Origin of the sequence: Kribbella kalugense (assembly GCF_004365875.1) — a bacterium.
Taxonomy (GTDB): Bacteria; Actinomycetota; Actinomycetes; order Propionibacteriales; family Kribbellaceae; genus Kribbella; species Kribbella kalugense.
The window spans coordinates 1,292,874-1,316,338 of record NZ_SODF01000001.1 but is presented as its reverse complement, the minus strand read 5'-3'; the positions used below and the strand labels follow the sequence as shown (position 1 = coordinate 1,316,338).

The window sequence follows — 23,465 nt, the reverse complement described above, 5'->3', positions numbered from 1 at the left end:
GTGGCGCGGTGAGCTTCACGATGCTGGCCGTCGTGGTTGCCGTCGGCCTCCTCGGTCCACTGCTGGCGCTGCCGCGCGGCTGGCACATTCCGCTGGTCCTCGGCGAACTGGTCGCCGGCGTGGTGCTCGGCAAGACCGGGATCGGTTACCTGGACGCGACCGACGGGCGGTTCACGTTCCTCGCGGACATCGGGTTCGGGCTGGTGATGTTCGTTGCCGGGACGCACGTTCCGGTCCGCGACGACAGCCTGCGACGGGCGATCCGACCCGGCCTGCTCCGCGCGGTGGTCACCGGGATCGTCGCTACTGGATTGGCGTTCGGTCTGAACGCGATCTTCGACACCGGGCACGTCGCCTTGTACGCCGTACTGATGGCGTCCTCGTCCGCCGCGCTGATCCTGCCGATCGTCGACTCGCTGCGGCTCGGGGGACCGGCTGTGGTCCAACTGTTGCCGCAGGTCGCGATCGCCGACGCCGCCTGCATCGTGGCGCTCCCGCTCGCGATCGACCCGCCGCACGCCGGACGGGCGGCACTCGGCGCGCTGGCGGTGCTTGCCAGCGGGGCCGTGGTTTTCGTGCTGCTGAACTGGGTCGAGCGGAGCGGCGTGCGGCAACGAGTGCACCGAGTGTCCGAGGACCGGCGGCTCGCGATCGAGCTTCGGGTGAGTCTCATCGTGCTGTTCGCGCTGGCCGGCTTGGCTACCGCCACGCACGTGTCGATCATGTTGGCTGGGTTCGTGTTCGGGCTGGCGGTGGCGGCTGTGGGGGAGCCGCGGCGATTGGCCCGCCAGTTGTTTGCTCTGACTGAAGGGTTCCTTGGTCCGGTCTTCTTCGTGTGGCTCGGTGCGTCGCTCGATCTTCGGGAGCTGGGGACGCGACCGGGGTTCATCGGCCTCGGGGTCGCCCTTGGCGCCGGCGCATTGATCAGTCACCTGTCGGGAGTGCTGAGTCGGCAGCCGGTCAGTATCGGGGCGCTCTCGGCCGCGCAGCTCGGCGTACCGGTCGCGGCCGCGACGGTCGGGACAGCACTCAACGTATTGGAGCCGGGGGAGTCGTCCGCGCTGATCCTCGGGGCGCTGCTGACGATCGCAGTCAGCGCCGTCGCTGGTGGGATTGCGGTACGCCGTGGTTTGGTGGCCGAGAGCAACGACAAGGCGTCGTCGTGACGGTGGATCCGGTTGCGGTGACGGCGGCGTACGAAGCGTGGTTGGGTGAGCGGATTCCCGGCGTACCGGAGGATCTGGAGCTGAAGCACCGGACGCTCGCTGCCGACCCGGCCCGGTTCCTCCGTGGGACGTACTACCTGTGGCTGGAGCGAGCGGCCGAGCTGGTGCCTTCGTTGTTCGACGGACCTCAAGTGCCTGCGGTCGGCGATTTGCATGTGCAGAACTTCGGGACGTGGCTGGATCGGCACCGCGTACGGCGATGGGGCGTCAACGATTTCGACGAGTTGGCGTGGGGGACGCCTGCACTGGATCTGGTGCGGCTGGCCGTGTCCGCAGTACTCACGCCGCAGGTGGCGATCGGGCCGAAGCGGATCTGTCGGGTTGTGCTGGACGGTTGGACGCAGGCGCAGGCCGGTCGCGCGGTGGATCTTGCGGACGACGGTGCTCAGCATCTGCGTGCATTGATGCCTCGGCCGGCGGCGGATCAGCGGTACTTCGGACGGTTGGCCGAGGGGCAGCCGGCCGCGGCGTCCGACGTACCGGCGCACGTCCGTCGGGCGGCGATTGATTCGGTCGGGCCGGACTGGGAGCCGTCGTGGTACCGCCGTCAGGCCGGTGTCGGCTCACTCGGTCATCCACGCTTCGTTGCGGTCGGCAAGGACGTTGCTCGCGAGGTGAAGCTGTTGGGACCACCAACGGCGCTCTTCGAACCCGCCGGGGGAGTGCGGCCCGACGAGACGCTGTACGAGCGCGTGCTGACGACGGTCAGCGGCCCGGATCCGATGCGCCGCGTCGAGGGGTGGCAGATACGCGCGCTCGCACCCGACGTACAACGGATCACGATCGAGAATCTGCGCCCGAAAGACACCGAGCGGATGCTGACCTCAATGGCCCGGGCAGCCGCCGACGTCCACGGCGCCAGCCCCGAGCAGCTCGACGCCGCCCGCGACCACGTGGCCCAACTGCCGACGTCCTGGCTTCACCACGCCGCCCAACGCCTGACTGAAGACACCAAATCTCTTTTCCACAGGTGGCATTAAGGGCTTTCTGCGTGCCAGGTTTGCCAGAGTTGGCCGTAGACGCGTCCGGCGCGGACGAGTTCGTCGTGGGTGCCGAGCTCGACGAGTTCGCCGGCTTCCATGACGGCGATTCTGTCGGCGTCGTGGGCTGTTTGGAGGCGGTGGGCGATCGCGATCACGGTGCGGCCCTGGAGTACGGAGGCCAGTGATTGCTCTGTCCGTCGTGCTGTTCTGGGGTCGAGGAGTGAGGTGGCTTCGTCCAGGATCAGGGTGTGGGGATCGGCGAGGACGACGCGTGCCAGTGAGAGTTGCTGGGCGCTGGCGTCGTCGAGGTTGGTGTCGTGGTCGAGCTCGGTGTCCAGCCTGCGTGGGAGGTCGTTGACCCATACGGCCCCGACTGCGTCCAGGGCGGCGTACAACTCGTCGTCGGTTGCGTTCGGTTTTGCGATGAGGAGGTTGTCGCGCACGGTGTCGTGGAAGACGTGATGGTCTTGGGTGATCAGTACGACGTGTTCGCGGAGTTGGTCGGGTGGCAGGTCGGCGACCGGCGTACCGCCAATGGTCACCGAGCCGGTGTGAGGGCGGTCGAGACCGGCGAGAAGACGAGCCAGGGTTGACTTTCCAGCTCCGGACGTGCCGACGATGGCCAGGCGTTCTCCGGGCTGTACCAGCAGGTCGATGCCGTGAAGTACGTCGCGAGCGCCGGTGTAGCTGTAGTGCGCGTTGTCCACTCGGATCCGGTCGCCGACGGTCCCCGGTGAAAGCTGCGGCTCCTCCTTGGGGATGTCTGCGAGGCCTTCGACGCGGGCGTAGGAGGCTCCGGCGCCTTGGAGTTGTTCGATCCAGAGCATCAGGGTGTCGAGTGGGCCGACGAGTTGGCGCAGGTACACCGTCGCGGTCACCACGACTCCGAGGCTGACCAGCTCGTGGGCGTACAGGGCGCCGCCGATCAGCAGGACTCCCACCACGGGGAGCGCCAGCGCTACTTCCGACCACGGGAAGAGGACTGTTCGCAGCCACAGTGCTGCCAGGCGCGCGAACCGGGCTTGAGCGATGGCGGTCTCTGTGACCTGCGACCGACGGCGTTCCAACCCGAGTGTCTCGACCGTACGGGCGCCTTTGGCGGTGCTCGCGACGACATCGGCGAGGTCTGCACCCGATGCTGCGACTGCGAGATAGACCGGCCTGGCCCGCCGCAGGTACCAGCGGATCGCCGCTCCGACGCCGATCAAGCAGACGAGCCCGCAAAGCCCGAGCCGTAGGTCCAGGAAGAGTACGGCGACGATGAGGGCGAGGGCGTGGATCATGGCCACGAGAACCTCGGGTACGGCGGATCGCAAGGTGATCGCGACCAGCGAGGCGTCGGTGCTTCCGCGGGCGATCAGGTCGCCGGTCGGAAGGTGGTCTGCGACTCGTGGAGGCAGCGCCAGGGTCCGGGCCAGGAATCGTTCTCGAACACGGGCCGCCGTACGTTCGCCGAAGCGATAGCCGATCTTGAGCGCCCACCACGACAGCACCGTCTGCACAACGGTGAACAGCAGAGCGCCGAAGGCAAGACGGTCGACCGCGCTGAGTACGTCGCCGGAGCCGGCCTGAATCGTGTCAATGATCCGGCCGAGAAGCCACGGACCGATCAAACCTGCCGCGGCGGCCAACGCGTTGACCAGGACGACCCCAACCACAGCACGTCGGTCTGCGGCCAGGTCGCGTAGCGCCGCAGTACGGACCTCGGCCGGGCCGGCGACCGGCATCTGGTTACTCATCGTCGAGGCCGTCCTGGGCGCGGGTTACGAGGTCGCGATAGTAGGGATCGCTGCGCAGAAGGTCCGCGTGCGTCCCGGCCGACGACGTCTTGCCGTCGACCAGGACGATGACCTCGTCAGCGCGGTCCAGGACGAGTGGCGACGACGTTGTGATCACCGTTGTCGTGTCGCGCCTGGCTTCGCGGATCCGGTCGATCATGGCCGATTCGGTGTTCGCGTCGACCGCCGAGGTCGGGTCGATGGCGAGCAGTACGTCAGGCTTGGAATAGACAGCACGGGCGAGCCGGATTCGCTGCCGTTGCCCACCGGACAGATCGCTCGCACCGGCGGCGATCACCGCGTCCAGACCGCCGGGCAGTGCCTCTACGACATCCTCGGCCACAGCCGTGTGGATGGCCGCACGGATCCGGTCGTCGTCAGGTTCCATGCGTCCGGCAACGATGTCGCGGACTGTGCCGGCGAACACCTCGGCATCGTTGTCCGCGACAACCAATCGTTGTCTGAACTGCTCGCGCGGGACCTCATCAATGCGCACAGCTGCCCACGTCACATCCGTGTCCTCGGAAGTTAGTTGCCCAAGGCGCTCGACTACCGTGGTCGCCTCCGCCGGGTTGGCCGCGACTAACGCTGTCAGTAGGCCGGGACGAACGATCACTCCCGAGTCGGGGTCGACCAACGGGCCACTGCCGGTGGGGAGCGCCGCAGTGTCGTTGTCGCTGGCAACTGGCAGGTTGAGGAGGTCGATGATTCGTTGCCCCGCCACCCGAGCCCGTGCGATGTCAGCACCGCCCTCGATGAAGAACGAGACGGGTACGACGAGCACGGCGACGTACCCGTAGACGGCGACGACATCGCCGATCGTGATGGCGCCGGTGGCGGCCATTCGTGCGGACAACCAGACCACGGCGGCGAGGAAGAGGGCCGGCAATCCGGTCGATAGTGCGCCAACCCAGCTGGCGGGGCCGGCGACTCGGTAGCCGCGTCCCACGAGTCGCTGCGACTGGTCGTCGTACCGCTCGGCGACGAAGGTCTTTCCGCCGAGGCCGTTGAGTACGCGGAGCCCGGCCAGCACGTCGATGAGACGGGTCGTCAATCGGCCCTGGTGCACGCGGTACTCGCCGCCTGTGCGTTCGATGCGCTGCAAGAACGGGCCGACTGTGACGGCAAGAAGGGGGACTCCGGCGAGTACGACGGCGGCAAGCAACGGCGAGATGGTGAACAGTACGACCGCCACGACGGCGTACGCGACGACCGCGCCGACGCCCGGACCGGTGACGGTCAGCGCCATCGCAACCGTGTACACGTCGCTGATGCCGACCGTGACTACCTCGCCGGCGCTTACACGACGGGATAATGAGGCGCCCAGTCGAGAGGTGTGCCAGACGGTGGTGCGGACCGAGCGGAACGATGCGTCCATCCGGATCTTCGTCATGGTGCGATGCCGGGCGATCCCCAGCAGCGCGTTCAGGACGCTGACGGCCAGCAAAACCAACGCCCATCCGACCAAAGCACCCGTATTGCCGGCGACCAGTCCTTCATCTACTGCGCGGGACAGCACCCATGGCGGCACGGTCAGGCCGACCGTCCAGCAGATGCCCAACACTGCACCTAATGCGATGCGCCGTGACTGCGATCGAGTCAGCCAGTACAGGAAGCGGAGAGGGCTGGCTAGATCACGGGTTGTCGGCGGGGTCCACGTCTCGGTTGTCTTGTCCAACCACGCGCGAATGGGCGCCATCCGTTACGTCCGTGGTCGCTTTGGGTCGGTGGCCATGCCGTAGATCCTCGCAGCAGGGCGTACCTACGCGACGTCCGGCCGGGTCATCAGCGGCGACTGCAGATGTAAGGCCAGGTTCGGGCCGGTCAGGGGGACGGTGCTCCAGGTCACCGTGGCTCTCCCCGCGTCGACTACCACCTGTACCCGGTGCGGGGTGGTGATGATGTAGAGGTCGGCGAGGAAGGTGTCGCCTTGCCAGGCGCCGGTCGCGACGACGGGGCGGCCGCGGGGTGAGCTTTCGCGCCATTCGCCGTACCCGACCTTGAGGGTGAACGCCTCGAATTGCAGCTGCCATCCACCGTCGACGGGATCAACGATGACTGGTGTTCCGTCGGGCAGAGCCGAATTCTCGGGGGAGGAGTCGAGCGTCGCCTCGACGGAGCGGGTTGGGTTGGCCGCACCTTCCACGAGCGGAAGTGAGAGCCGTCGGAGCCGATCGGCGAGGATCTCGTCGTACTCCGCGTCGTCCAGATCAGACAAGAGGTAGTCCCAGAAGACGCCGGGGAACGCGTTCCCCTCAGCGATGGCGGCGGTCACGACGATGACGAGCTCGTGGGAAGGAACGACCACGCACTGCTGGCCGAAGGCGCCGTTCCCGTGGTAGCCGTGACGCGACATCCAGAACTGGTAGCCGTACCCGGAGAGAAAGTCGGGGCTCCTGGCCCAGTCGTCGAGTGGCAGGGTTTCGATGTGCCGGCTGGTCGCGAGCTCTACCCACGCGCGGGGGATGAACTGCTGGTCGCCCCAGACGCCTCCGCGCAGCAGCAACTCGCCGAACGCGGCGACAGCCTCGGTCGTGAGGTGCAGCCCGTGGAAACCGAAGGCGGCTCCGCTCGCCACCCGATCCCATTCGGCGTGGTCGATGCCCATCGGCTTGAACAGGCGTTCGTCGAGCAGCTCCGGAAGGCCGCGGCCGGTGACGCGTTCGACCATCCGAGCGAGGACGAAGGTGGTCGCGTTGTCGTAGGTGTGGTGGGTTCCCTCGGGCTCGCGGAACGGCACGCGCAGGAAGCCCTTGACCAGGTCGTTCGGCTCCAGTTGCCAGGCTTCCTCGAGGCTGTCCGTGGTGTGGCCGGAGGTCATGGAAAGGAGGTGATGGACGGTGATGCGGCGACCCTGCTCGGAGATGTCGGCTGGGACGTGTTCGGGCAACACGTCTACGACCAAGGCGTCCAGCGAGAGCAGGCCGTCGGCGATCACGAGTCCTACCGCGATTGAGGTGAACGACTTGGTCAGCGAGTAGAGCAGGTGTGGGCGTTCGGGGGAGTAGGGCGCCCACCAGCCTTCGGCGACGACGTGGCCCCGGCGTACGACCATGATCGAGTGGAGCTCGACGGATTCCGCTGCGATCCGGTCCAGCAGCGCGGCGATCGCACGAGACGACATGCCCTGGGCGGCCGGTGTCGACCGCGGCAGTAGAGACATGCAGGCAACGTAACAAGACCGCGCAATCGAATTACGCCGTCCGGGACGCGACGATGTGCATGAACAGGGGGATACGAGACCACTTGTCGTCGGGATCATCGCTGGCGTGTTCGCGGAGCCGCTCGATCACCAGGCCTGCGTCGGCGAGGGCCTCGGTATAGACCTGCAGCGGTCGGTGAATTCCGTGGTACGTCATCGAAAGGCCTTCTCGGGTGCGTGTGGTGGTGTAGTTCCTGGCTTCGGTGTACGAATCCCGGATGACGTACCGCGCTTGGTCGAAAGCGCCCGCAGAATTGAGTGGGTGCACGATCGCCATCACCAGTTTCCCGCCGACGGCGAGAACTCGGCCGATCTCCGCGATAGCCATTTCGACGTTGTCGATGTCGTGCAGGCTCATGAATGCCACTGCACAATCAGCAGTTGCATCCGGCAACGGTAGGTTCACGGCATTGGCGACAACGGCCGGCACAGGTACCTCGGGGTGCGTCGCCGCGGACCGACTCATCGTCAACGATCGATCGATCGCCAGGACGCGATGTCCTCGTGCTTGCAACTCACGGCTGACACGACCCTCACCCGCGCCGACGTCGATTGTGAGCCGACCGGGCGGCGGGATCAACGGCAGGAAGGCCAGTTTGTGGGTGTTGTAGCTGTCGAGTCCTCGTCTGGTCCACTCGATCCACGCGTCGGCATTGGCATCCCAGCCGTCAGCCAGAATCATTTCACCTTGCTGCTGCTCGGGTCGCATCGCTGCAGCCTATGGTGAAATCCACGTGCGCGGTTGTGGGTTTGTGGAGTTGAATCGTTCTGTGTCGAGCTATCCGCTTCTTGATGTGCGCGTCAGTACGCCGGCTTTGGAGCTGCGCGGCGCCACCGACAACCTGCTGGACGAGCTCGCGGACGCGGTTCGCTCTGGCAAGACGCACGCCGAGCCGCTGCCCTACGACGACCCGATCTCGCTCTACGAGCCGGATCCTGACTTGCGGGTGGCGAAGTGGCTGCGGGCGATCTGGCGCGGTCGAGGGAAGGTCGAGCCCGAAGCGTGGCGGCTGTACTTCGTGGTCGTCGTGGACGGGCGCGCGGTCGGGATGCAGGATCTGATCGGAGTCGACTTCCCCAGCTTCGGCACGGTCACCAGCTTCTCCTGGCTGGCCAGCGATCAGCGCGGCCGGGGGATCGGCCATGAGATGCGAGCGGCGATTTTGCATCTCGCGTTCGACGGGCTGGGAGCGAAGGAAGCGGGCAGCGATGCCTTTGTGGACAACCACGGCTCGAACGCGATCTCGCGAGCCCTCGGCTACGAGCCGAACGGATCGGACTGGGCTACACGACTTGGCGAACCAGCGTTGTTGAACCGGTGGCGACTGACCAGAGACAACTGGCAACGCAGGGACGACATCCAGCTGCACAACATCGAGGCGTGCCGGAAGTACTTACCTTTGTCGTGAGAGTCTCGAACATGTGTACGACGACGTTGAAGAGTCATCGTTCGAGGTCGACCGTGGCTTTGCCGGCGTCCTTTGGCAGCCGCCGACCGACGGAACCGCTCGTCCTCTGGTCTTGCTCGGTCACGGCGGGCCATTTCACGGCGAGCGGGCGGGGGAGTCGCTCAGCACGACGGCGTACCAGCAACTCATCGTCGCCCACGGAGTCGAACTGACAGAGCGACTCTGGGGCGGGGCCGTAGTCTCGTGATTTATGAGTAAGCCGACTCAAGTCCGCATTCGTGACGCAGTGCGCGGGGACGGCGATGCGCTGGCGGAGTTGCATGCCCGGTCGCGGGCTGTGTACTACCGCGCCGGCGGCCATGAGGTGGCGTCGCATCCTGACGGGCAGTACCGGGAGGCATGGCGCAAGATGGTGGACGATGCTCGGATCGCCGTCCTTGTGGCCGCGTTGGGCGATGACATCGTCGGTGTGGTCACGGTGGATGCGGGCCGGGTGTTTCCAACCAGCGCACCCGACGAGAAGCGTGTCCGGCTTGCCGGTATCTTCGTCGATCCCGGCCAGTGGTCCATCGGTGTCGGAAGCGCTCTGATGGCACGCTTCGTGTCCATTGCACGTCAGGCTGACGCCGTCGGTGAGGTCGAAGTGTGGGAGCGCAACTCTCGTGCCATCCGGTTCTACGAACGACACGGCTGGACCCGAGACGGAACCTCGCGGCCCGGACCCGCTGGCGCGCCCTACCTCGGCTACGTCCTTCGTTTATGGTCTGCATCGTGACGATGTCAGACGACTCACAGGCGACGGGTTCTCACACGGACAGTCCGGGGGAGTCGAGCCAGGCGTGGCTGGAGCTTGCTCCGGATTACGAGCGGGCCCGGGCCAGGGAGGATTCGCTGGATCGGCTTGTCGAGTGGCCTGCGCAGCGGGAGCTTCTGGGTGATGTCAGCGGGCGGTCGGTGCTTGATGTCGGTTGCGGCAATGGCGGCAAGCTCGCTGAGCTGGTTCGAGGCGGTGCGACGGCCTCCGTCGGTGTCGATGTCAGTGGCAACTTCCTCAAAGCCTCGCCGCCTGACTTGGAGTTCATCCAAGGCGATCTCTGTGAGCTGGATTCTGTGCCTCGGCTCGCCGGTCGCAGGTTCGACCGGATTTTGTTCCTGCAGTCATTCGGCTACGCGAAGGATCCGGTCCGCACCCTGCAGGCAGCACGCGCGATGCTCGCCGACGACGGATTCATCCTGCTAACCAAGACGCAACCGATCCGGTACGCCGTCGAACAGGCCGAACAGAACGGGACGTCGCTGGGCGAGGAGTATTTCTCGGCCGAGCCGTTTTCCTACCTGAGCGGCTGGAACGACCAGATCACGCTCACCAAACGCCCGTACACAATCTCTGACCTGATCAACGTGTTCAGTGCGGCCGGCCTGTGGATCGAGACCGCGACCGAACCTCAGCTGTCCGAGGATGCCGGACGCAGATACCCGCACAAACAGGCGTGGATGAACAAGTACCTCGGCATCCTGATCTTCAAGCTCCGACCCCATCCCAGCCACTAGTTGACATAATGTTCGTTATCGGCGCTTAAGCACGGGCGTCGGGAAACGCTTCTGGAGTCCGCGCTGGTGTCTCAACAGCCTCGCCAGAGGCGCACGCCGCGAATGGAACCACTTACGAACGCTTCGGGAGTTGACAAGCCCGACATGTGTGAGCAGCGGCGAGACTCGAACCGAGGTCCATCCAGGTGTGATCACCGCCGTCCTCGTCGGGCAGCCGGACACGGGCAAGTACACTCCCGCCGCGGAGGGATCGACACATGGTGATGGGGAATCAGGACATCGGCGCCTGGGACGCGGAGTTGCACCGTTCCGGCCGAGTAGTCTTCGCGGTCCGGCGCGCGCTGGCCTTCGGCGGGCTGATCGTCGTGCTGACGCTGGCCGGCATCCCGATCGTCTCGGTCGTCCGGGACCTCGACACGCGCGACACCTGGTTCACGATCCGGGTGGCGCTTCTTGGCGTACTCCTCGCCGCCTGCATCGCGCTCGCTGTCCTGTTCCTCCTCGGTCACCCGCGAGTGACCGTGAACGCCACTGGCATCCGCTTCGCTTGGTGGCGGCAGATCCCGTGGTCCGAGTTCGAGGGCACAACCCTCGTCACACCCGCCAGCGGCCTCGCCGCCCCCTACCTGACCATCACCTCCACCCGCGGGACCAAACTCCATATCCCCCAAACGAACGTCGAAGACCTCCGCGCCTTTGCTGCCTGGATCACGAAACTTCACACCCAACACCACCTGAAGACCAACAGCTAAGCGATCAGCCGGGCCCGCAAAACTGTCCCGTGCCCGCCAGGCCTTCAGGAGGTCCTCTGGCGGTACCAGTTAACGGAAGCGGAGGTTCTTGGGCTGGGTTGTCGGATTCTGGGTGGCGGGTTCGTGGATAGGGCAAGCAGACCGAACAAGTCCCAGACTCGAGGAGATCCACGATGAACGACCAGGCCAGGCGAGCGACCAGACCATTCCGATTCGGGGTCGTTGCGCCGATCGGTTCTGACTTGGCGATGTGGCGGGACAGCGTGCGCCGCATCGCTGACAGCGGTTACTCAACGTTGCTGATGCCCGATGTTCCTACGTGGCAACCAGCAATCGGCCCGACGCTGGCGACCGCGGCCGCGCTCACTGACCTGCGGGTCGGCTCCTGGGTCTACGCCGCCGCGTTGCGCGAACCATGGAATACAGCATGGGAGGCCCACTCGCTCTCGGTACTCACGGAAGGCCGCTTCGAGATGGGCATCGGCGCCGGCCGGCCCGGCATCGAAGTCGAGCTGGGGTTGCCTGCCGTCTCCCCCGCTGAACGTCGTGCCAGGATGCGCGACACCGTGGCCGCCCTGCGTACGTTTGACGGCTCCGATCTACACACGCCGGTTGTGATGGCGGTGAGCGGACCGAAGTCGCAGGCGCTGGCGCTCGAAGTCGCAGACGGAGTCACCTTCGTACTCCCATCGGACGATGATCGGGTCGAAACCACGAACCGGGTACGCGACTTTCCTGCAGACCGGGACATCGAACTCGGCCAGCACGTCGCCGCTGTCGGTGACGGCGTCGCTGCGTTCATGGCGGGGCCCAACCTCGACACCGCCGCTCTTCGCGCGGCCGACTCGCTCGTCATCCTTCCGAGTGACCCAGCGGCAGCCGCCGAGGAAATCCAACGACGTCGCGAGGAGATCGGCTTCTCCTATTTCGTCATCGGCGCCGCCTTCGCCGACACACTCGCGCCGGTCGTGGCCAAGCTGGCCGGACAGTAGACAGGTCGGGCGTTAGTACGCTCCACGTTCGTGAGCCTTGCGCACTCACACCAGGTGAACAATGTCGGCGGCGCCGCCTAGGGTGTCGCCATGGTTGCTCGGATTTCGATCTCGGTTGCTGTGCTTGTCCGTGACGGTCTGGTGCTCCTGGTGCATCGACACCCGTCGCGTCGGTGGTATCCCGACAGCTGGAGCTTCTCCGCTGGCGGGCACGTCGAGGCGGGCGAGTTGCCTGACCAAGCCGTACGTCGGGAATGCCTCGAAGAACTCGGGGTCCACCTGCACGACCCGGTGCCCGTCCCGATGACGGTCAATGACCCCACACTCGACGTACACGCGTTCCTCGTCACGCGCTGGGACGGGGAGCCTGTCAACGCCGCACCGGAGGAGCACGACGATCTTCGCTGGTTCCGGCCCAGCGATCTCGCAGACCTGAAGCTGGCCCACCCGGAGAGCCTGTCGGACCTCCTCAGTGCCGTCCAGGTCGCATCCACTCCCCCAGGCAAATCCGGTGCTTCGGTGACGTCCGAGTCCTAGAGTGCGTGAGGTGAATCTCTCGCAGCTCGGTACGCCGAGTGGGCCGATGATCCGTGTCCACGGCGGGTACGCGAACCGGATGTACCGGCTGGACACCGACCAGGGATCGTTCGCGGTGAAGGAGTTGAACCTCGTCGACCGCCGTACGACGTACCACCTCGAGGACGTGTTCAGGTTCGAGCAGGCGGCCTTCGCTGCCGGCATTCCGATGCCAGAGCCGATCTCGGCCGGCGACCAAACGCTCGTCCACCGCTGGGTCGAGGGAAACAAGTTGCCTGAGGCACCGGTTTCGGCGGCGTACGCGTTCGAGATCGGTGAGATCCTCGCGCGCATCCACGCCCTCGACGTCGAGTGGACCGACGCCGAGATCGAGGAACCGGTGGCGCGCGACTGGCCTGAGCTCGCCGAGCGGGCGAAGGCGACCGGACAGCCGTGGGCCGACGAACTCGCCTCCCAGGTCGAGACGTTCCTCGCGATCGCGCAGTTCGTCGACACCTGCGAGCGGCCGGGCCCCGTCGTACTCACCCACAGAGACATCCAACCGTGGAACCTGCTCGCCCGAGGCGGTCGCCCGGTGGTGCTCGACTGGGAGCTCTCGGGGCTGCTCGACCTGTCCAGCGAGCTCGGCTCGACCGCGTTGAGCATCGCGAAGGGACCTGGTTTCGACGACATCAAGCCCGCCATCTTCCGCTCGGTCCTCGACGGGTACGTCGCCGCGGGCGGAGCGCTGCCACCGTCGGGACCGAGCTGGTTCGTGTTCATGATCGGCGGCTGGCTGGGGCACACACGGTGGAACATCCTGCGTTGCCTGGACGGTGTCGAGGCGAGCACCGGCCCTGAACTCGCGCTGTCGCACGAGTCCGTGCGCAACGGCCTACGCGGCCTACCCGACATGTTCGGCCGACTTCCACAGCTCGAGGCGCTGACTCAGGTGCGCTGCGGTCGGTAGATCTGTACGACGATGCCGCTCGGGTACGGCGTGGCTTCGACCAGGTCCAGGTGTCGCGACTCGGGGAGTTGGTCGAAGAGCGCCCGTCCTTGACCCAGGACCATCGGCTGGACAAACAGGCGGTACTCGTCGATCAAGTTGGCCGCGACCAGCGCCCCGGCGAATCCCGCTCCGCCCCAGACGATGACGTCAGCGCCGGGTTCAGCCTTGATCGCGGCGATCTCGGTTGCGAGGTCTCCACGCGCGACGCGGCTGACCGGCCAGCTCGCGTCGGCGTCGCTGAGCGTCTTGGAGAACACGACCTTGGGGATGTCGTTCATCGGCCCGGCGTACGCGTCGTCCGACTGCTGCCAGAACGGCCCCATCTCCTGGTACGAGACGCGACCCATCAGGTGGGCGCCGGCCTTACTGATCTGTTCGAGCTTCCACTGCTTCACCTCGGGATCGTCAAACGCGACGCCGGGATGCTCGCGATCGCTGGCGACGATTCCGTCCAGCGACATGGACATGTACAGGATGACGTTACGCATGACTACCTCTCGTTGTGTTGAGCAGCCTTCCAAAACCGTCGATCGTGCTGTCGAGTACGGATCTCAGCAGGACTTGGTTCGCCTCCAGGACGAGGCGTCCGGTTCTGTTCTCCAACGCTTGTACGGCGTGAGCCGCCCGGAAGCCGTTGCCTCCGATGACCACCGCCTCCGCGCGACGGCTGAGATGGTCAGAGATCCAGTCGACGACCGCGGCCGGCTCGATCCGGTCCGGGTCGTTGGGCAGATCCGCCAGCTGAGCTTCGACGACCTCGAATCCCTGGCTGCGGAAGTATTCGGCGCCGAGATCGTTGAGCGAGGCCCCGAACCAGGGCGGGTGGATGAGACTGACCCGCTTGATGCCGTACGCCGTCAGTGCCGCCACAGCCGACCTCGACGTAGAGAACGCAGGCAAGCCCCACCGCTCACCGAGCCGCTGCATCATTGCCGACTCTTCGTCGTACCCCATGGCGTAGCCCGCGCTCGTCGATGCCAGGACCAGTACGTCGAGTTCGGCAAGCGGCAACGCCGATACCGCGGCATCGAGAGCGGCCGGCGTGGTCTGCGCGAGCAGATCAGCCCCGGAGGCCCTTGAGAGATGGACGCGAACGTGCGTCGCAGCCATGCACCGCCACTCGGCGCGCGGACCCTCAGTTGCGTGCGGTGTGAGCACGCCTACCGTGATCAGATTGCCGGGCTTCATGACTCCGAGCCTGTCAGGGTGAGCCGACAGCATCAACGACGATCTGCTCCACGCAGCGTGTAGCGTCGGTACATGATTCCCGAGGTGGAGCTGCGTGAAGTGCGCCTCTTCCTGGTGCTCGCAGAGGAATTGCACTTCGGGCGCACCGCCGAGCGACTCGGTCTGACGACCTCGCGGGTATCCCAGACCTTGCGGGTCCTTGAGCGGAAGCTCGGCGGTGACTTGCTCTTCCTCCGCACCAGTCGCGTCGTCAGTCTCACCGACGCCGGACGCGAGTTGCACGCCGAGCTGAGTCCAGCGGTCGAGGGTCTGGACCGGGTACTGCGTAGTGCCCGAGCTCGAGGCCTGGGACCAGGTGTGGTCCGTGTCGGCGTCCTCAACTTCGCTTCCGGAGTGGATGTCTTGACCCGAGCGATCGAACGGTACGAGGCGGTCTACCCGGGCTCCAAGGTGCAGCTGACGACCACGCCGTTCGATGACCGCCTCGGTCCCCTGCGCCGACGCGAGGTCGACCTGGTCATGACGCGGCTCCCCCTCGACCAACCCGACATCGCGGTCGGTCCGGTGTTGAGTACGGACGAGCGCGTTGTCATGGTCGGCAGAACCCACCTGCTAGCCGGCCACACCGACCTGACCACGGAAGACCTGATAGGTCACGACGTACGGCGACCTCACGGTGTCCCCGTCGAACTGGCCGAGGCGACCTGTCCAGCCACGACTCCATCGGGTCGAACGATCCGGTTCGTCGACGCACCCGTCGACGACAACGCTGAACTTCTCTACCTGCTGGCGCGTGGTCAGCTCGTCCATCCCACCGTCTCGCCATTCGCAGAGCACTTCCAGCACCCTGACGTGGTCGCGATTCCGCTCCGCGACCTGCCGCCTTCTACCTGCGTATTGGCAGGACTGAAGGACGACGAGGCCCCAGCTCGCGACACGTTCAGCACGATCGTCGAAGAGGTGCTCAGCACGCGACAGGATGAGGCGGCCGCCCGGCGGTGGCGGGACTGTGCAACGCCGTACGCCGTCCCGCCGAGCCGCCCGGTATGTCAGGCCGGGCCCCAATCCGGATAACTGTCGTACAGCACCGTGTGGGTGACGCGACGGACGTGGGTCGCATCTGTGCGCATGACCAGGACGTCCGCGTTCGTTCCGCCGGTTTCGGGGAAGCGGCCGAACGCGATCATCCGACCGTCCGGCGAGTAGGAAGAACCGAGGTACTGCACCACGCCGCCGGTGGCGAAGGTCAGTTGCCGCAGGCCCGTTCCATCTGGGCGAACCGTGTACAGGTTGGCGGAGACGTCCGGTGCGCCGTCCACGTTGGAGTGGAACAGGATCCGCTGTCCGTCAGGGGACCAGTCCGGAGTGTCTCCGGCCCGCAACTCCCAAGGGGTGATGCGCCGTTGACGCTGGGTAGCCAGGTCGATGACGACGAGTGCGATTCCGTTGGCCGGTAGCGCAGTACGGACGTTGCGTCGCTGGAACACGATCGTGCGCCCGTTCGGTGACCATTGCGGATCAGAGTCCGCGCCCACGGACGGGCGCACCTTCTGAGTCAACTGCTGGATCTGGGAACCGTCGTCCTTCATGACGAAAATGCCGACGTTCTCGATCGTGTCGTCGACGACCAGGCCGGATGCGCGGGTGAAGGCGATGTGCCGACCGTCGGGCGACCAGGCCGGCGTGCCGTTGCAGGTGCCGCCGCTGCCGCAGAGCTGACCAGCTGGGTTCCGGGTCAGTTGCTTGAGGTGGGTGCCGTCGGAGTTGACCACGTACACCTCATCGGAGGTGCAGTCCGGTCCGCAGTCGACGGCTTCGCGTTCGAAGGCGATCCGCCGGCCGTCCGGCGAGATGTCGGGGTTCCGGTCGACGAAACCGTTTGGTGGCTTGGTGATCTGCCGCTCGCCTGACCCGTCCGGGCGGATGGTGAACACCGCGCCCCAGGTGCGTTCCTCGTTGAGGAACCGGCGGAAGGCGATCTTCCCGTTCTCACCCGGGAAGGTTGCGTCGGCGGGCGCGGCCTGCAGCGTCACGCCGACGAGAACTAGAGCCAGCAGCCATAACAGGCTCCGTTTGCTCCTAAAACCGTTAGGTTGATTCATGGGAACTCCTTGACCGTTCGCTTGTTCCGAAGGCGATCCGCGTGGGTCCGCCTGCGACAGCGAGAGCACAGTCCCCCTCGCCGACCTGCGTTCGATCTCCAGCCAAGCCGACACCCCGCGTAGACACATCAGGGGCAGCACCGCTCTTCTCCCAGGGCTAGCCCGGACGTGTTGAATGGAGGGATGCGTGATGGTTCTGATGTGGAGTTGGCGGTCGCGGCGGCTGAGGCGGGCGCTGCGGTGGTACGGGGCAAGTACGGGACGTCGGTTGGCCGCTACGACAAGTCGGCGACGGACTTCGCGACCGATGCGGATCTCGAGGCCGAACGGGCAATTCTTGACCTGATCCGGACCGCCAGACCGTCGGATGCGGTCGTCGGCGAAGAGTACGGCGCCAGTGGTGACGTCGATGCATCTCGGCGCTGGCTCGTGGACCCATTGTGCGGAACGCTCAACTTCGCGGCCGGGACTCCGCTCTTCTCGGTCAACGTCGCCTTGCAGGTCGACCAGGAGACGACCGTTGCCGCCGTCGCGGATCCAACGTCCGGCGAGACCTTCTGGACCGATGGAGAGATCGCGCAGGTACGGCGAGACGGGTCCGACTCCCCCGTGATCGCGTCGGCGGATTCACGTCTCGTCGACGTCAACCTCGACCCGATAACGGACGGCGACTTCCTCGGCGTACGGCTGTTGACTGATCCCGCTTTCAGGAAAGCTTTCGGCCAGCGAGTCTTGTCGACGACGTTGGCCGTCGCGTGGGTGGCCGCAGGCAGGCGAGCGGCGTACGTGACCGATGGGAACCTCCGCGACAGCGTCCACTTCACCGCAGGTCTCGCCCTGTGCCGCGCGGCCGGCTGCATCGTCACCGACCTGCGCGGCCACCCCCTCCACACCGGCCTCGGCGTAATCGCCGCCGCCGACGCCGAAACCCACGCAACCCTCCTCGAACTCATCGCCCCACATCTTCCACCGGAGCAGTGACGCTAGTCCGGTACCTTCTGCAGAAGTTGCCGCGAGGACGCGAAGCCGAGCCGCTCATAGACCGGCACCGCCTTGCGGCCGGAGTGGACCGTCACCCGGCCTGCCCCAAGGTGCAACGCATGCTCTGCGGCAGCCTTCACGAGCGCCGAGCCAATCCCCTTCCCCCGCTCCTCCGGTACGACGAACACACTCTGAACGTCCGCCGACCGACGCCCGACATCCCCCGGCCGCGGCGGCCTCGCAACGATCGCCAGCCAAGCCATCCCGACAACCGCGAACTCGTCAGCTCGAGCAATCAACGCGAGATGCGAGTCGGCGTGTTCGTTCCACCACGCACCAATGTCAACCGCAAACGCCTCGACAGACTGCTTGGCCCGCTCGTCAGGCCCAGCATTCAGCCAGAGCAAACGAGCCAGGTCCGCCAGGTCCGCTTGAACAGCAACGCGAATGTCCACGCCCCCATTGTTTCGCAGCACGAAGGCCAACCACCAACTCGTTGCCCTATCGACCCAACGTCACGTTCCAGAGCGCGGCCGCGCGGAGTAGGTGCGGACCGCCACGCATGCAGAAGTGGGCGAACCGCCCCCGTCGGGCGCCCAAATGAGCACTTCTGCCTGCGTGGCGGTCCGCATCCGTCCAAGCGTGCCCTTCACCGGGGCACCTGTGGACTCTAGGCGTGGGTTGAGATGCCGTGGTTTGTGAGGATGGTTTGTAGGAGGTCGTGGCCTTGGGTGAAGTCCCATTGGTTGGCGGGGAGGCCGGCGGTTCGGGCGCCTTCGATGTTTCGGGGAGTGTCGTCGATGAAGAGGATCGTTGACGGGGCGGCGCCGATGCGGGTGGCGGCTTGGGTGAAGAAGGTTGGGTCGGGTTTGGCGACGCCTAGGTCGTACGAGTAGCAGCTGACGTCGAAGAGGTCGTCGTACCCGAGGGCCGTTCGCATGTGGTTGCCTCGGTAGGACTCCTGGTTGGTTCCGAGGTGTACGCCGTACCCGTTGCGCTTGAGCGCCCGGACGATCTCGAGGGACTCCTCGATGAGGACGATGTTCTTCCAGACGGCGTCGTACACCTCGTTCACCGGCACGCTCACGCCGTACCTCTGCAGCGAGGCTGCCAGGACGGGCAGGTAGTCGCCGCGGCCGGCGAGCATCGGCAGTTCGTCGGACCAGGTCTCGTGGAGGAAGGCGCGCGCCCGGTCCCCGACATACGGCTCCATCGCGGCGTACCAACCCCCAGGAAGATCCTGCAGTACGCCGTCCGCATCGAACAGCACGTGCTCGACGCGGTCAGGCATTCTGGACCAGCTTCAGCTGGTGGGACTCGGGGTCGTGGAGCCAGGCGAACCGGAGGCGGTTGTCAGGAGAGTTGGTTGGCGGTACGACGCTCGTCGCGCCGGAGCTCAACGCGTGGTCGTAGAGCGCGTCGACGTCGTCGCACCAGAAGACGAGCTCGGTGGACGGCGTGGTCGTCGGTGCCACGCCGAGGCCGACAAGGTCGTTGGCGACCCGGGCCGAGGTCAGGCCGATTCGGGTGCCGGCGGCTTCGACCTCGACGTGCTGGATCGGACCGGTGGCCGGCGCTCGGAAAGCTTCCGTGAGACCGAACCGCTGGTAGAAAGCGAGACACGCCTCCACATCGTCGCAGAACAGATTGACCTGGAGCTGAGCGATCGGGGTCATGCGCACGAGCTTAAAGCTAGGTTGCTCAGTGTGGACGAGGTTTTGCGAGCGGAGCTCATCCGCCGAGCCGACGCAGACGGCGCCGCCCTGGTGCAAGCCGGCCGTCCTCTAAGAAACGACCGGCTGCAACGGTCACCCTGGCCGTACGCCTTGCTCGAGCTCAGCCAGTCCCCGGAATTCGCCCAGCGACTCCTCAACGTCGTCCACGACAACGTGCGCTGGCTCCGACTTGCCTTCCAAGCCAGCTAAGTTCTCTTGCGGCTGGACGCCGTACACCGCGGCGCGGTACATCCTCGGCACCTTGCACATGTAAGTGCCAACCTTTCTCAGAGCCGGCCGACGATCTGATCGGCCGGAGGGGAGGCGGGTGGGCGGAGCCTTGGCCTCTCCCTCGGGCCGGAGGGGACTGATCAGGACGGGTCTTGGAGGATGCCGAGGATGTTGCCGTCGGGGTCGGTGAGGGTGGCGACGAGGCGGCCGCCGCCGACGTCCTTCGGGGCGTCCTTGAGGGTGCCGCCGGCGGCGGTGATCTCGGCGATCTTGGCCTCGATGTCGGTCACGTGCCAGTACGCGGTCGGCGAGGTCAGGTCGCTGTTCGGGACCAAGCCGATCTGCTGGCCCTCGGCCTCGAAACCGACGTAGTACGGCGAGTCTGCCATCGGCTCGATCCCGAGCAGTGCGGCGTACACCGGCTTGGCCTTCTCGAGGTCCGTGACCGGGTGCAGGATCGTCTTGACGCCTTGCGTGGTAGTCATTTCAGCTTCTCCAAACTCGTGGTTGCCTTACTGACTCTCACGCTAGTCGCGGCCCTACCGCACCTGCTTCTTGATTCCTGACCGTTCAGGCGACGTACTCCGCCAAATGCTTCCCGGTCAGTGTCTTCGGCTTGGTGATCAGGTCGGCCGGAGTGCCTTCAAAGACGATCTTTCCGCCGTCGTGACCCGCGCCTGGACCCAGGTCGATGATCCAGTCGGCGTGCGCCATCACGGCCTGGTGGTGCTCGATGACGATGACCGACTTGCCGGAGTCGACCAGTCGGTCCAGCAGGCCGAGCAGCTGCTCGACGTCGGCCAGGTGCAGGCCGGTGGTGGGCTCGTCGAGGACGAGGATCCCGCCCTTCTCGCCCATGTGCGTAGCGAGCTTCAGCCGCTGCCGTTCTCCCCCGGACAGCGTGGTCAACGGCTGCCCGAGCGACAGGTATCCGAGCCCGACATCCGCCAGCCGTTCGAGGATCTTCTCCGCAGCCGGAGTACGAGCCTCGCCCTCAGCGAAGTACCCCAAGGCCTCCGACACCGGCATCGCAAGCACCTCAGCGATGTTCTTCCCGCCGAAGGTGTACTCGAGTACGGCGGCCTGGAACCGCTTACCCTCGCACTCCTCGCAAGGAGCCTCGACGGTCGCCATCACGCCGAGCTCGGTGTAGATCACGCCCGCGCCCTTGCAGGCCGGGCACGCACCCTCGGAGTTTGCGCTGAAGAGCGCCGGCTTCACCCCGTTTGCTTTCGCGAAAGCTTTCCGGATCGGCTCCAGCAGCCCGGTGTACGTCGCTGGATTGCTCCGCCGCGACCCTCGGATCGCCGCCTGGTCGATCGACACGACGTCTTCGAGATCAGCGATCGACCCGCGGATGAGCGAACTCTTCCCAGAGCCGGCCACACCAGTCACCACGACCAGCACACCGAGCGGTACGTCGACATCCACGTCCTGCAGGTTGTTCGTCGAGGCCCCGCGCACCTCCAGCGCACCCGACGCCGACCGTACCGATGACTTCACCGACGCCCGGTCGTCCAGGTGGCGCCCGGTCAGCGTCCCGCTCGTCCGCAGCTTGTCGAGCGTGCCCTCGAACACGACCTCGCCACCGCCGGACCCGGCACCCGGCCCTAGGTCGATGACATAGTCGGCGATCGCGATCGTCTCCGGCTTGTGCTCGACGACCAGCACGGTATTGCCCTTGTCACGCAGCTGCAGGAGCAGCTCGTTCATCCGCTGGATGTCGTGAGGGTGCAGACCGATGGTCGGCTCGTCGAACACGTACGTGACGTCGGTCAGCGACGAACCGAGGTGACGGATCATCTTGGTCCGCTGCGCCTCACCGCCCGACAACGTGCCGGCGGGCCGCTCCAGTGACAGGTACCCGAGCCCGATGTCCACGAACGCGTCGAGCGCGTCGCTCAGTGCCTTCAGCAACGGTGCGACCGACGGCTCCTTCAGCGCCCGGATCCACGCGGCCAGGTCGGTGATCTGCATCGTGCACAGGTCCGCGATGTTCTTGCCCTTGATCTTCGAGCCTCGCGCTTCCGCGCTGAGCCTCGTCCCACCGCAGTCCGGGCAGATCGTGAACGTCACCGCACGCTCCACGAAGGCGCGAATGTGCGGCTGCATCGCGTCCACATCCTTGGACAGGAACGACTTCTGGATCGCCGGGATGATCCCGCTGTAGGTCAGGTTGATGCCCTCGACCTTGATCTTGGTCGGCTCCCGGTGGAGCAGGTCGTGCAGTTCCTTCTTGGTGTACTTCTTGATCGGCTTGTCCGGGTTGAAGTAGCCCGAGCCGCGGAAGATCCGCCCGTACCAGCCGTCCATGCTGTAGCCGGGGATCGTCAGCGCGCCCTCGTTCAGCGACTTCTCCGCGTCGTACAGCGCGGTCAGGTCGAAGTCGGTCACCGAGCCCATGCCCTCACACCGCGGGCACATGCCGCCCGCGTACACGGCCTCGCGGACGACCTTCTTCTCGCCGGCGCCCTTGTCGGCGGTCATCGAGCCGGTCGCGGTCCGCTTCGGCACGTTGAAGGAGTACGCCGTCGGCGGGCCGATCTGCGGTTTCGCGATCCGGCTGAACAGGATCCGCAGCATCGCGTTGGCGTCGGTCGCCGTACCGACCGTAGAGCGCGGGTTGGCGCCCATCCGCTCCTGGTCGACGATGATCGCGGTGGTCAGGCCGTCGAGTACGTCGACCTCCGGGCGGGCCTGGTTCGGCATGAAGCCCTGGACGAACGCGCTGTAGGTCTCGTTGATCAGCCGCTGCGACTCGGCCGCGATGGTGCCGAACACCAGCGAGCTCTTGCCCGAGCCGGACACCCCGGTGAACGCGGTCAGCCGGCGCTTCGGGATCTCGACGCTGACGTCCTTCAGGTTGTTCACCCGGGCCCCGGTGACCCGGATCATGTCGTGGCTGTCGGCAACGTGCTCGTCGCGGCTCATGCTTCTATCTCCAAGTCGTTTCAGGAGGCCTGGTTGATCCGGATGTGGTTCCCGGCCGGATCCCGGAAGGCGCAGTCGCGGATGCCGTACGGCTGGTCCATCGGCTCCTGGATGACCTCCGCGTCGGTGGCCTGCAGCCGCTCGAACAGACCGTCGATGTCATCGGTCTGGAGCACCACGGTCGCGTAGGTGCCCTTCGCCATCATCTCGCCGATGGTACGGCGCTCGTCCTCGGTCACCCCGGGATCGGCGAACGGCGGGCAGAGCACGATCGACGTGTCGGGCTGCCCGGCCGGACCGACGGTGACCCAGCGCATGCCGCCGTACCCGACGTCGGTACGGACCTCGAAGCCGAGGATGTCGCGGTAGAACGCGACGGACGCCTCCGGATCGGTGTGCGGCAGGAAGCTGGCGTGAATCTTGATCTCCATGGCGTCACGCTACGTGCCGGAGGTCGGAGATGCTTCTCGATTCCTGATCGGTCGGGTCACCTGTTTCGCGACACACGACGGGATGCCGAGCGTCGCGTCCGCCGCGCGCTCCTTGTAGACGCTCGGCGGCATCCCGACCAGCTCGGCGAAGCGGGTGCTGAAGGTGCCCAGTGACTGGCAGCCGACCGCGAAACAGACGTCGGTCACGCTCATCCCGCCGCGCCGCAGCAGCATCATCGCCCGCTCGATCCGCCGCGTCATCAGATACCCGTACGGCGACTCTCCGTAAGCGCGCTTGAACTCACGACTGAGGTGCCCCGACGACATGTGCGCACCGCGCGCCAGCGCCTCGACGTCCAGCGGCTGCGCGTACTCCCGGTCGATCCGGTCCTTCACACGCCGAAGCCGCGCCAGGTCCTCCAGGCGCTGCTGGTCCGTCGTACCGTTACTCATCGTAGAAATCCT

General features: G+C 66.1%; 26 protein-coding genes. 12 read left to right on the top strand and 14 right to left on the bottom strand.

The annotated features are described in order from the left end of the window. Window positions 1–8: 8 nt before the first annotated feature. Window positions 9–1,166 carry a cation:proton antiporter gene (locus EV650_RS06130; protein WP_134116198.1) on the top strand — a complete coding sequence of 386 codons (1,158 nt, stop codon included), beginning with the start codon at window positions 9–11 and terminating at the stop codon, window positions 1,164–1,166. Continuing rightward, a complete protein-coding gene (locus EV650_RS06125) occupies window positions 1,163–2,206 on the top strand; it encodes a DUF2252 family protein (protein ID WP_166678044.1) in 1,044 nt (347 codons plus the stop codon). Before EV650_RS06130 ends, EV650_RS06125 begins: the two co-directional genes overlap by 4 nt. Here EV650_RS06125 and EV650_RS06120 read toward each other — a convergent pair. From EV650_RS06120 to EV650_RS06105, 4 genes are all read right to left on the bottom strand, one after another. Next, window positions 2,203–3,948 carry an ABC transporter ATP-binding protein gene (locus tag EV650_RS06120; RefSeq protein WP_134116194.1) on the bottom strand — a complete coding sequence of 582 codons (1,746 nt, stop codon included), beginning with the start codon at window positions 3,946–3,948 and terminating at the stop codon, window positions 2,203–2,205. The genes EV650_RS06125 and EV650_RS06120 overlap by 4 nt on opposite strands. Continuing rightward, complete coding sequence (locus EV650_RS06115; RefSeq protein ID WP_238174040.1) at window positions 3,941–5,551, bottom strand: ABC transporter transmembrane domain-containing protein; 1,611 nt, start codon at window positions 5,549–5,551, stop codon at window positions 3,941–3,943. Before EV650_RS06115 ends, EV650_RS06120 begins: the two co-directional genes overlap by 8 nt. Window positions 5,552–5,749: 198 nt before the next feature. Then, complete coding sequence (locus EV650_RS06110) at window positions 5,750–7,150, bottom strand: serine hydrolase domain-containing protein (RefSeq protein ID WP_202874410.1); 1,401 nt, start codon at window positions 7,148–7,150, stop codon at window positions 5,750–5,752. A gap of 31 nt (window positions 7,151–7,181) precedes the next feature. Then, complete coding sequence (locus EV650_RS06105) at window positions 7,182–7,871, bottom strand: class I SAM-dependent methyltransferase (RefSeq protein ID WP_166678043.1); 690 nt, start codon at window positions 7,869–7,871, stop codon at window positions 7,182–7,184. Between the two features lie 88 nt (window positions 7,872–7,959). On the opposite strand from EV650_RS06105, the gene EV650_RS06100 reads away from it, so the two are divergent. The 8 genes from EV650_RS06100 to EV650_RS06065 all read left to right on the top strand — a co-directional run bounded on the left by EV650_RS06100 (window position 7,960) and on the right by EV650_RS06065 (window position 13,379). Then, a complete protein-coding gene (locus EV650_RS06100; protein ID WP_134116188.1) occupies window positions 7,960–8,598 on the top strand; it encodes a GNAT family N-acetyltransferase in 639 nt (212 codons plus the stop codon). A gap of 13 nt (window positions 8,599–8,611) precedes the next feature. After that, window positions 8,612–8,845, top strand: coding sequence for a hypothetical protein (locus tag EV650_RS06095; protein ID WP_134116186.1), 234 nt, complete (start codon window positions 8,612–8,614; stop codon window positions 8,843–8,845). A gap of 3 nt (window positions 8,846–8,848) precedes the next feature. Further along, a complete protein-coding gene (locus EV650_RS06090) occupies window positions 8,849–9,373 on the top strand; it encodes a GNAT family N-acetyltransferase (RefSeq protein WP_134116184.1) in 525 nt (174 codons plus the stop codon). A gap of 2 nt (window positions 9,374–9,375) precedes the next feature. Then, window positions 9,376–10,149: a class I SAM-dependent methyltransferase gene (locus EV650_RS06085; protein WP_134119915.1), complete on the top strand. Its 774-nt coding sequence runs from the start codon at window positions 9,376–9,378 to the stop codon at window positions 10,147–10,149. 257 nt (window positions 10,150–10,406) lie between these two features. Further along, window positions 10,407–10,901: a hypothetical protein gene (locus EV650_RS06080; RefSeq protein ID WP_134116182.1), complete on the top strand. Its 495-nt coding sequence runs from the start codon at window positions 10,407–10,409 to the stop codon at window positions 10,899–10,901. 173 nt (window positions 10,902–11,074) lie between these two features. Continuing rightward, complete coding sequence (locus tag EV650_RS06075; RefSeq protein ID WP_134116179.1) at window positions 11,075–11,893, top strand: LLM class flavin-dependent oxidoreductase; 819 nt, start codon at window positions 11,075–11,077, stop codon at window positions 11,891–11,893. 90 nt (window positions 11,894–11,983) lie between these two features. Continuing rightward, a complete protein-coding gene (locus EV650_RS06070; RefSeq protein WP_134116177.1) occupies window positions 11,984–12,430 on the top strand; it encodes an NUDIX domain-containing protein in 447 nt (148 codons plus the stop codon). A 10-nt stretch (window positions 12,431–12,440) separates the two neighbouring features. Then, window positions 12,441–13,379, top strand: a complete 939-nt coding sequence (locus EV650_RS06065; RefSeq protein ID WP_134116175.1) for a phosphotransferase family protein — start codon at window positions 12,441–12,443, stop codon at window positions 13,377–13,379. Here EV650_RS06065 and EV650_RS06060 read toward each other — a convergent pair. Continuing rightward, window positions 13,358–13,909 (bottom strand): dihydrofolate reductase family protein, encoded by a 552-nt coding sequence (locus EV650_RS06060; protein WP_134116173.1) that lies wholly within the window; start codon window positions 13,907–13,909, stop codon window positions 13,358–13,360. The two genes, EV650_RS06065 and EV650_RS06060, sit on opposite strands and share 22 nt — an antisense overlap. Further along, window positions 13,902–14,609, bottom strand: coding sequence for a maleate cis-trans isomerase family protein (locus EV650_RS06055; protein WP_134116171.1), 708 nt, complete (start codon window positions 14,607–14,609; stop codon window positions 13,902–13,904). The genes EV650_RS06060 and EV650_RS06055 overlap by 8 nt, the downstream gene beginning before the upstream one ends. 72 nt (window positions 14,610–14,681) lie before the next feature. Here EV650_RS06055 and EV650_RS06050 point away from each other — a divergent pair, with 72 nt between their 5' ends. Then, on the top strand, window positions 14,682–15,683 hold the full coding sequence (locus tag EV650_RS06050; protein ID WP_134116169.1) for a LysR family transcriptional regulator: 1,002 nt from the start codon (window positions 14,682–14,684) through the stop codon (window positions 15,681–15,683). On the opposite strand, the gene EV650_RS06045 is transcribed toward EV650_RS06050, so the two are convergent. Continuing rightward, window positions 15,659–16,711, bottom strand: coding sequence for a TolB family protein (locus tag EV650_RS06045; protein ID WP_166678042.1), 1,053 nt, complete (start codon window positions 16,709–16,711; stop codon window positions 15,659–15,661). The genes EV650_RS06050 and EV650_RS06045 overlap by 25 nt on opposite strands. Window positions 16,712–16,894: 183 nt before the next feature. Between EV650_RS06045 and EV650_RS06040 the strand changes: the two genes are divergently transcribed. Next, complete coding sequence (locus EV650_RS06040; RefSeq protein WP_134116165.1) at window positions 16,895–17,692, top strand: inositol monophosphatase family protein; 798 nt, start codon at window positions 16,895–16,897, stop codon at window positions 17,690–17,692. 2 nt (window positions 17,693–17,694) lie between these two features. Here EV650_RS06040 and EV650_RS06035 read toward each other — a convergent pair whose 3' ends face one another. The 7 genes from EV650_RS06035 to EV650_RS06005 all read right to left on the bottom strand — a co-directional run bounded on the left by EV650_RS06035 (window position 17,695) and on the right by EV650_RS06005 (window position 23,453). After that, window positions 17,695–18,147, bottom strand: coding sequence for a GNAT family N-acetyltransferase (locus EV650_RS06035; RefSeq protein WP_134116163.1), 453 nt, complete (start codon window positions 18,145–18,147; stop codon window positions 17,695–17,697). 215 nt (window positions 18,148–18,362) lie between these two features. Further along, a complete protein-coding gene (locus tag EV650_RS06030) occupies window positions 18,363–18,983 on the bottom strand; it encodes an HAD family hydrolase (protein ID WP_134116161.1) in 621 nt (206 codons plus the stop codon). Next, window positions 18,976–19,368 carry a VOC family protein gene (locus EV650_RS06025; RefSeq protein ID WP_134116159.1) on the bottom strand — a complete coding sequence of 131 codons (393 nt, stop codon included), beginning with the start codon at window positions 19,366–19,368 and terminating at the stop codon, window positions 18,976–18,978. Before EV650_RS06025 ends, EV650_RS06030 begins: the two co-directional genes overlap by 8 nt. Before the next feature lie 410 nt (window positions 19,369–19,778). After that, window positions 19,779–20,123 (bottom strand): VOC family protein, encoded by a 345-nt coding sequence (locus tag EV650_RS06020; protein WP_134116157.1) that lies wholly within the window; start codon window positions 20,121–20,123, stop codon window positions 19,779–19,781. An 85-nt stretch (window positions 20,124–20,208) separates the two neighbouring features. Beyond that, entirely contained in the window at window positions 20,209–22,569 is a 2,361-nt protein-coding gene (locus EV650_RS06015; RefSeq protein ID WP_134116155.1) for an ATP-binding cassette domain-containing protein, read from the bottom strand. 20 nt (window positions 22,570–22,589) lie between these two features. After that, a complete protein-coding gene (locus EV650_RS06010) occupies window positions 22,590–23,000 on the bottom strand; it encodes a VOC family protein (protein WP_134116152.1) in 411 nt (136 codons plus the stop codon). Window positions 23,001–23,009: 9 nt separating this feature from the next. Next, window positions 23,010–23,453, bottom strand: a complete 444-nt coding sequence (locus tag EV650_RS06005) for a helix-turn-helix transcriptional regulator (RefSeq protein ID WP_134116150.1) — start codon at window positions 23,451–23,453, stop codon at window positions 23,010–23,012. Window positions 23,454–23,465: the final 12 nt, after the last annotated feature.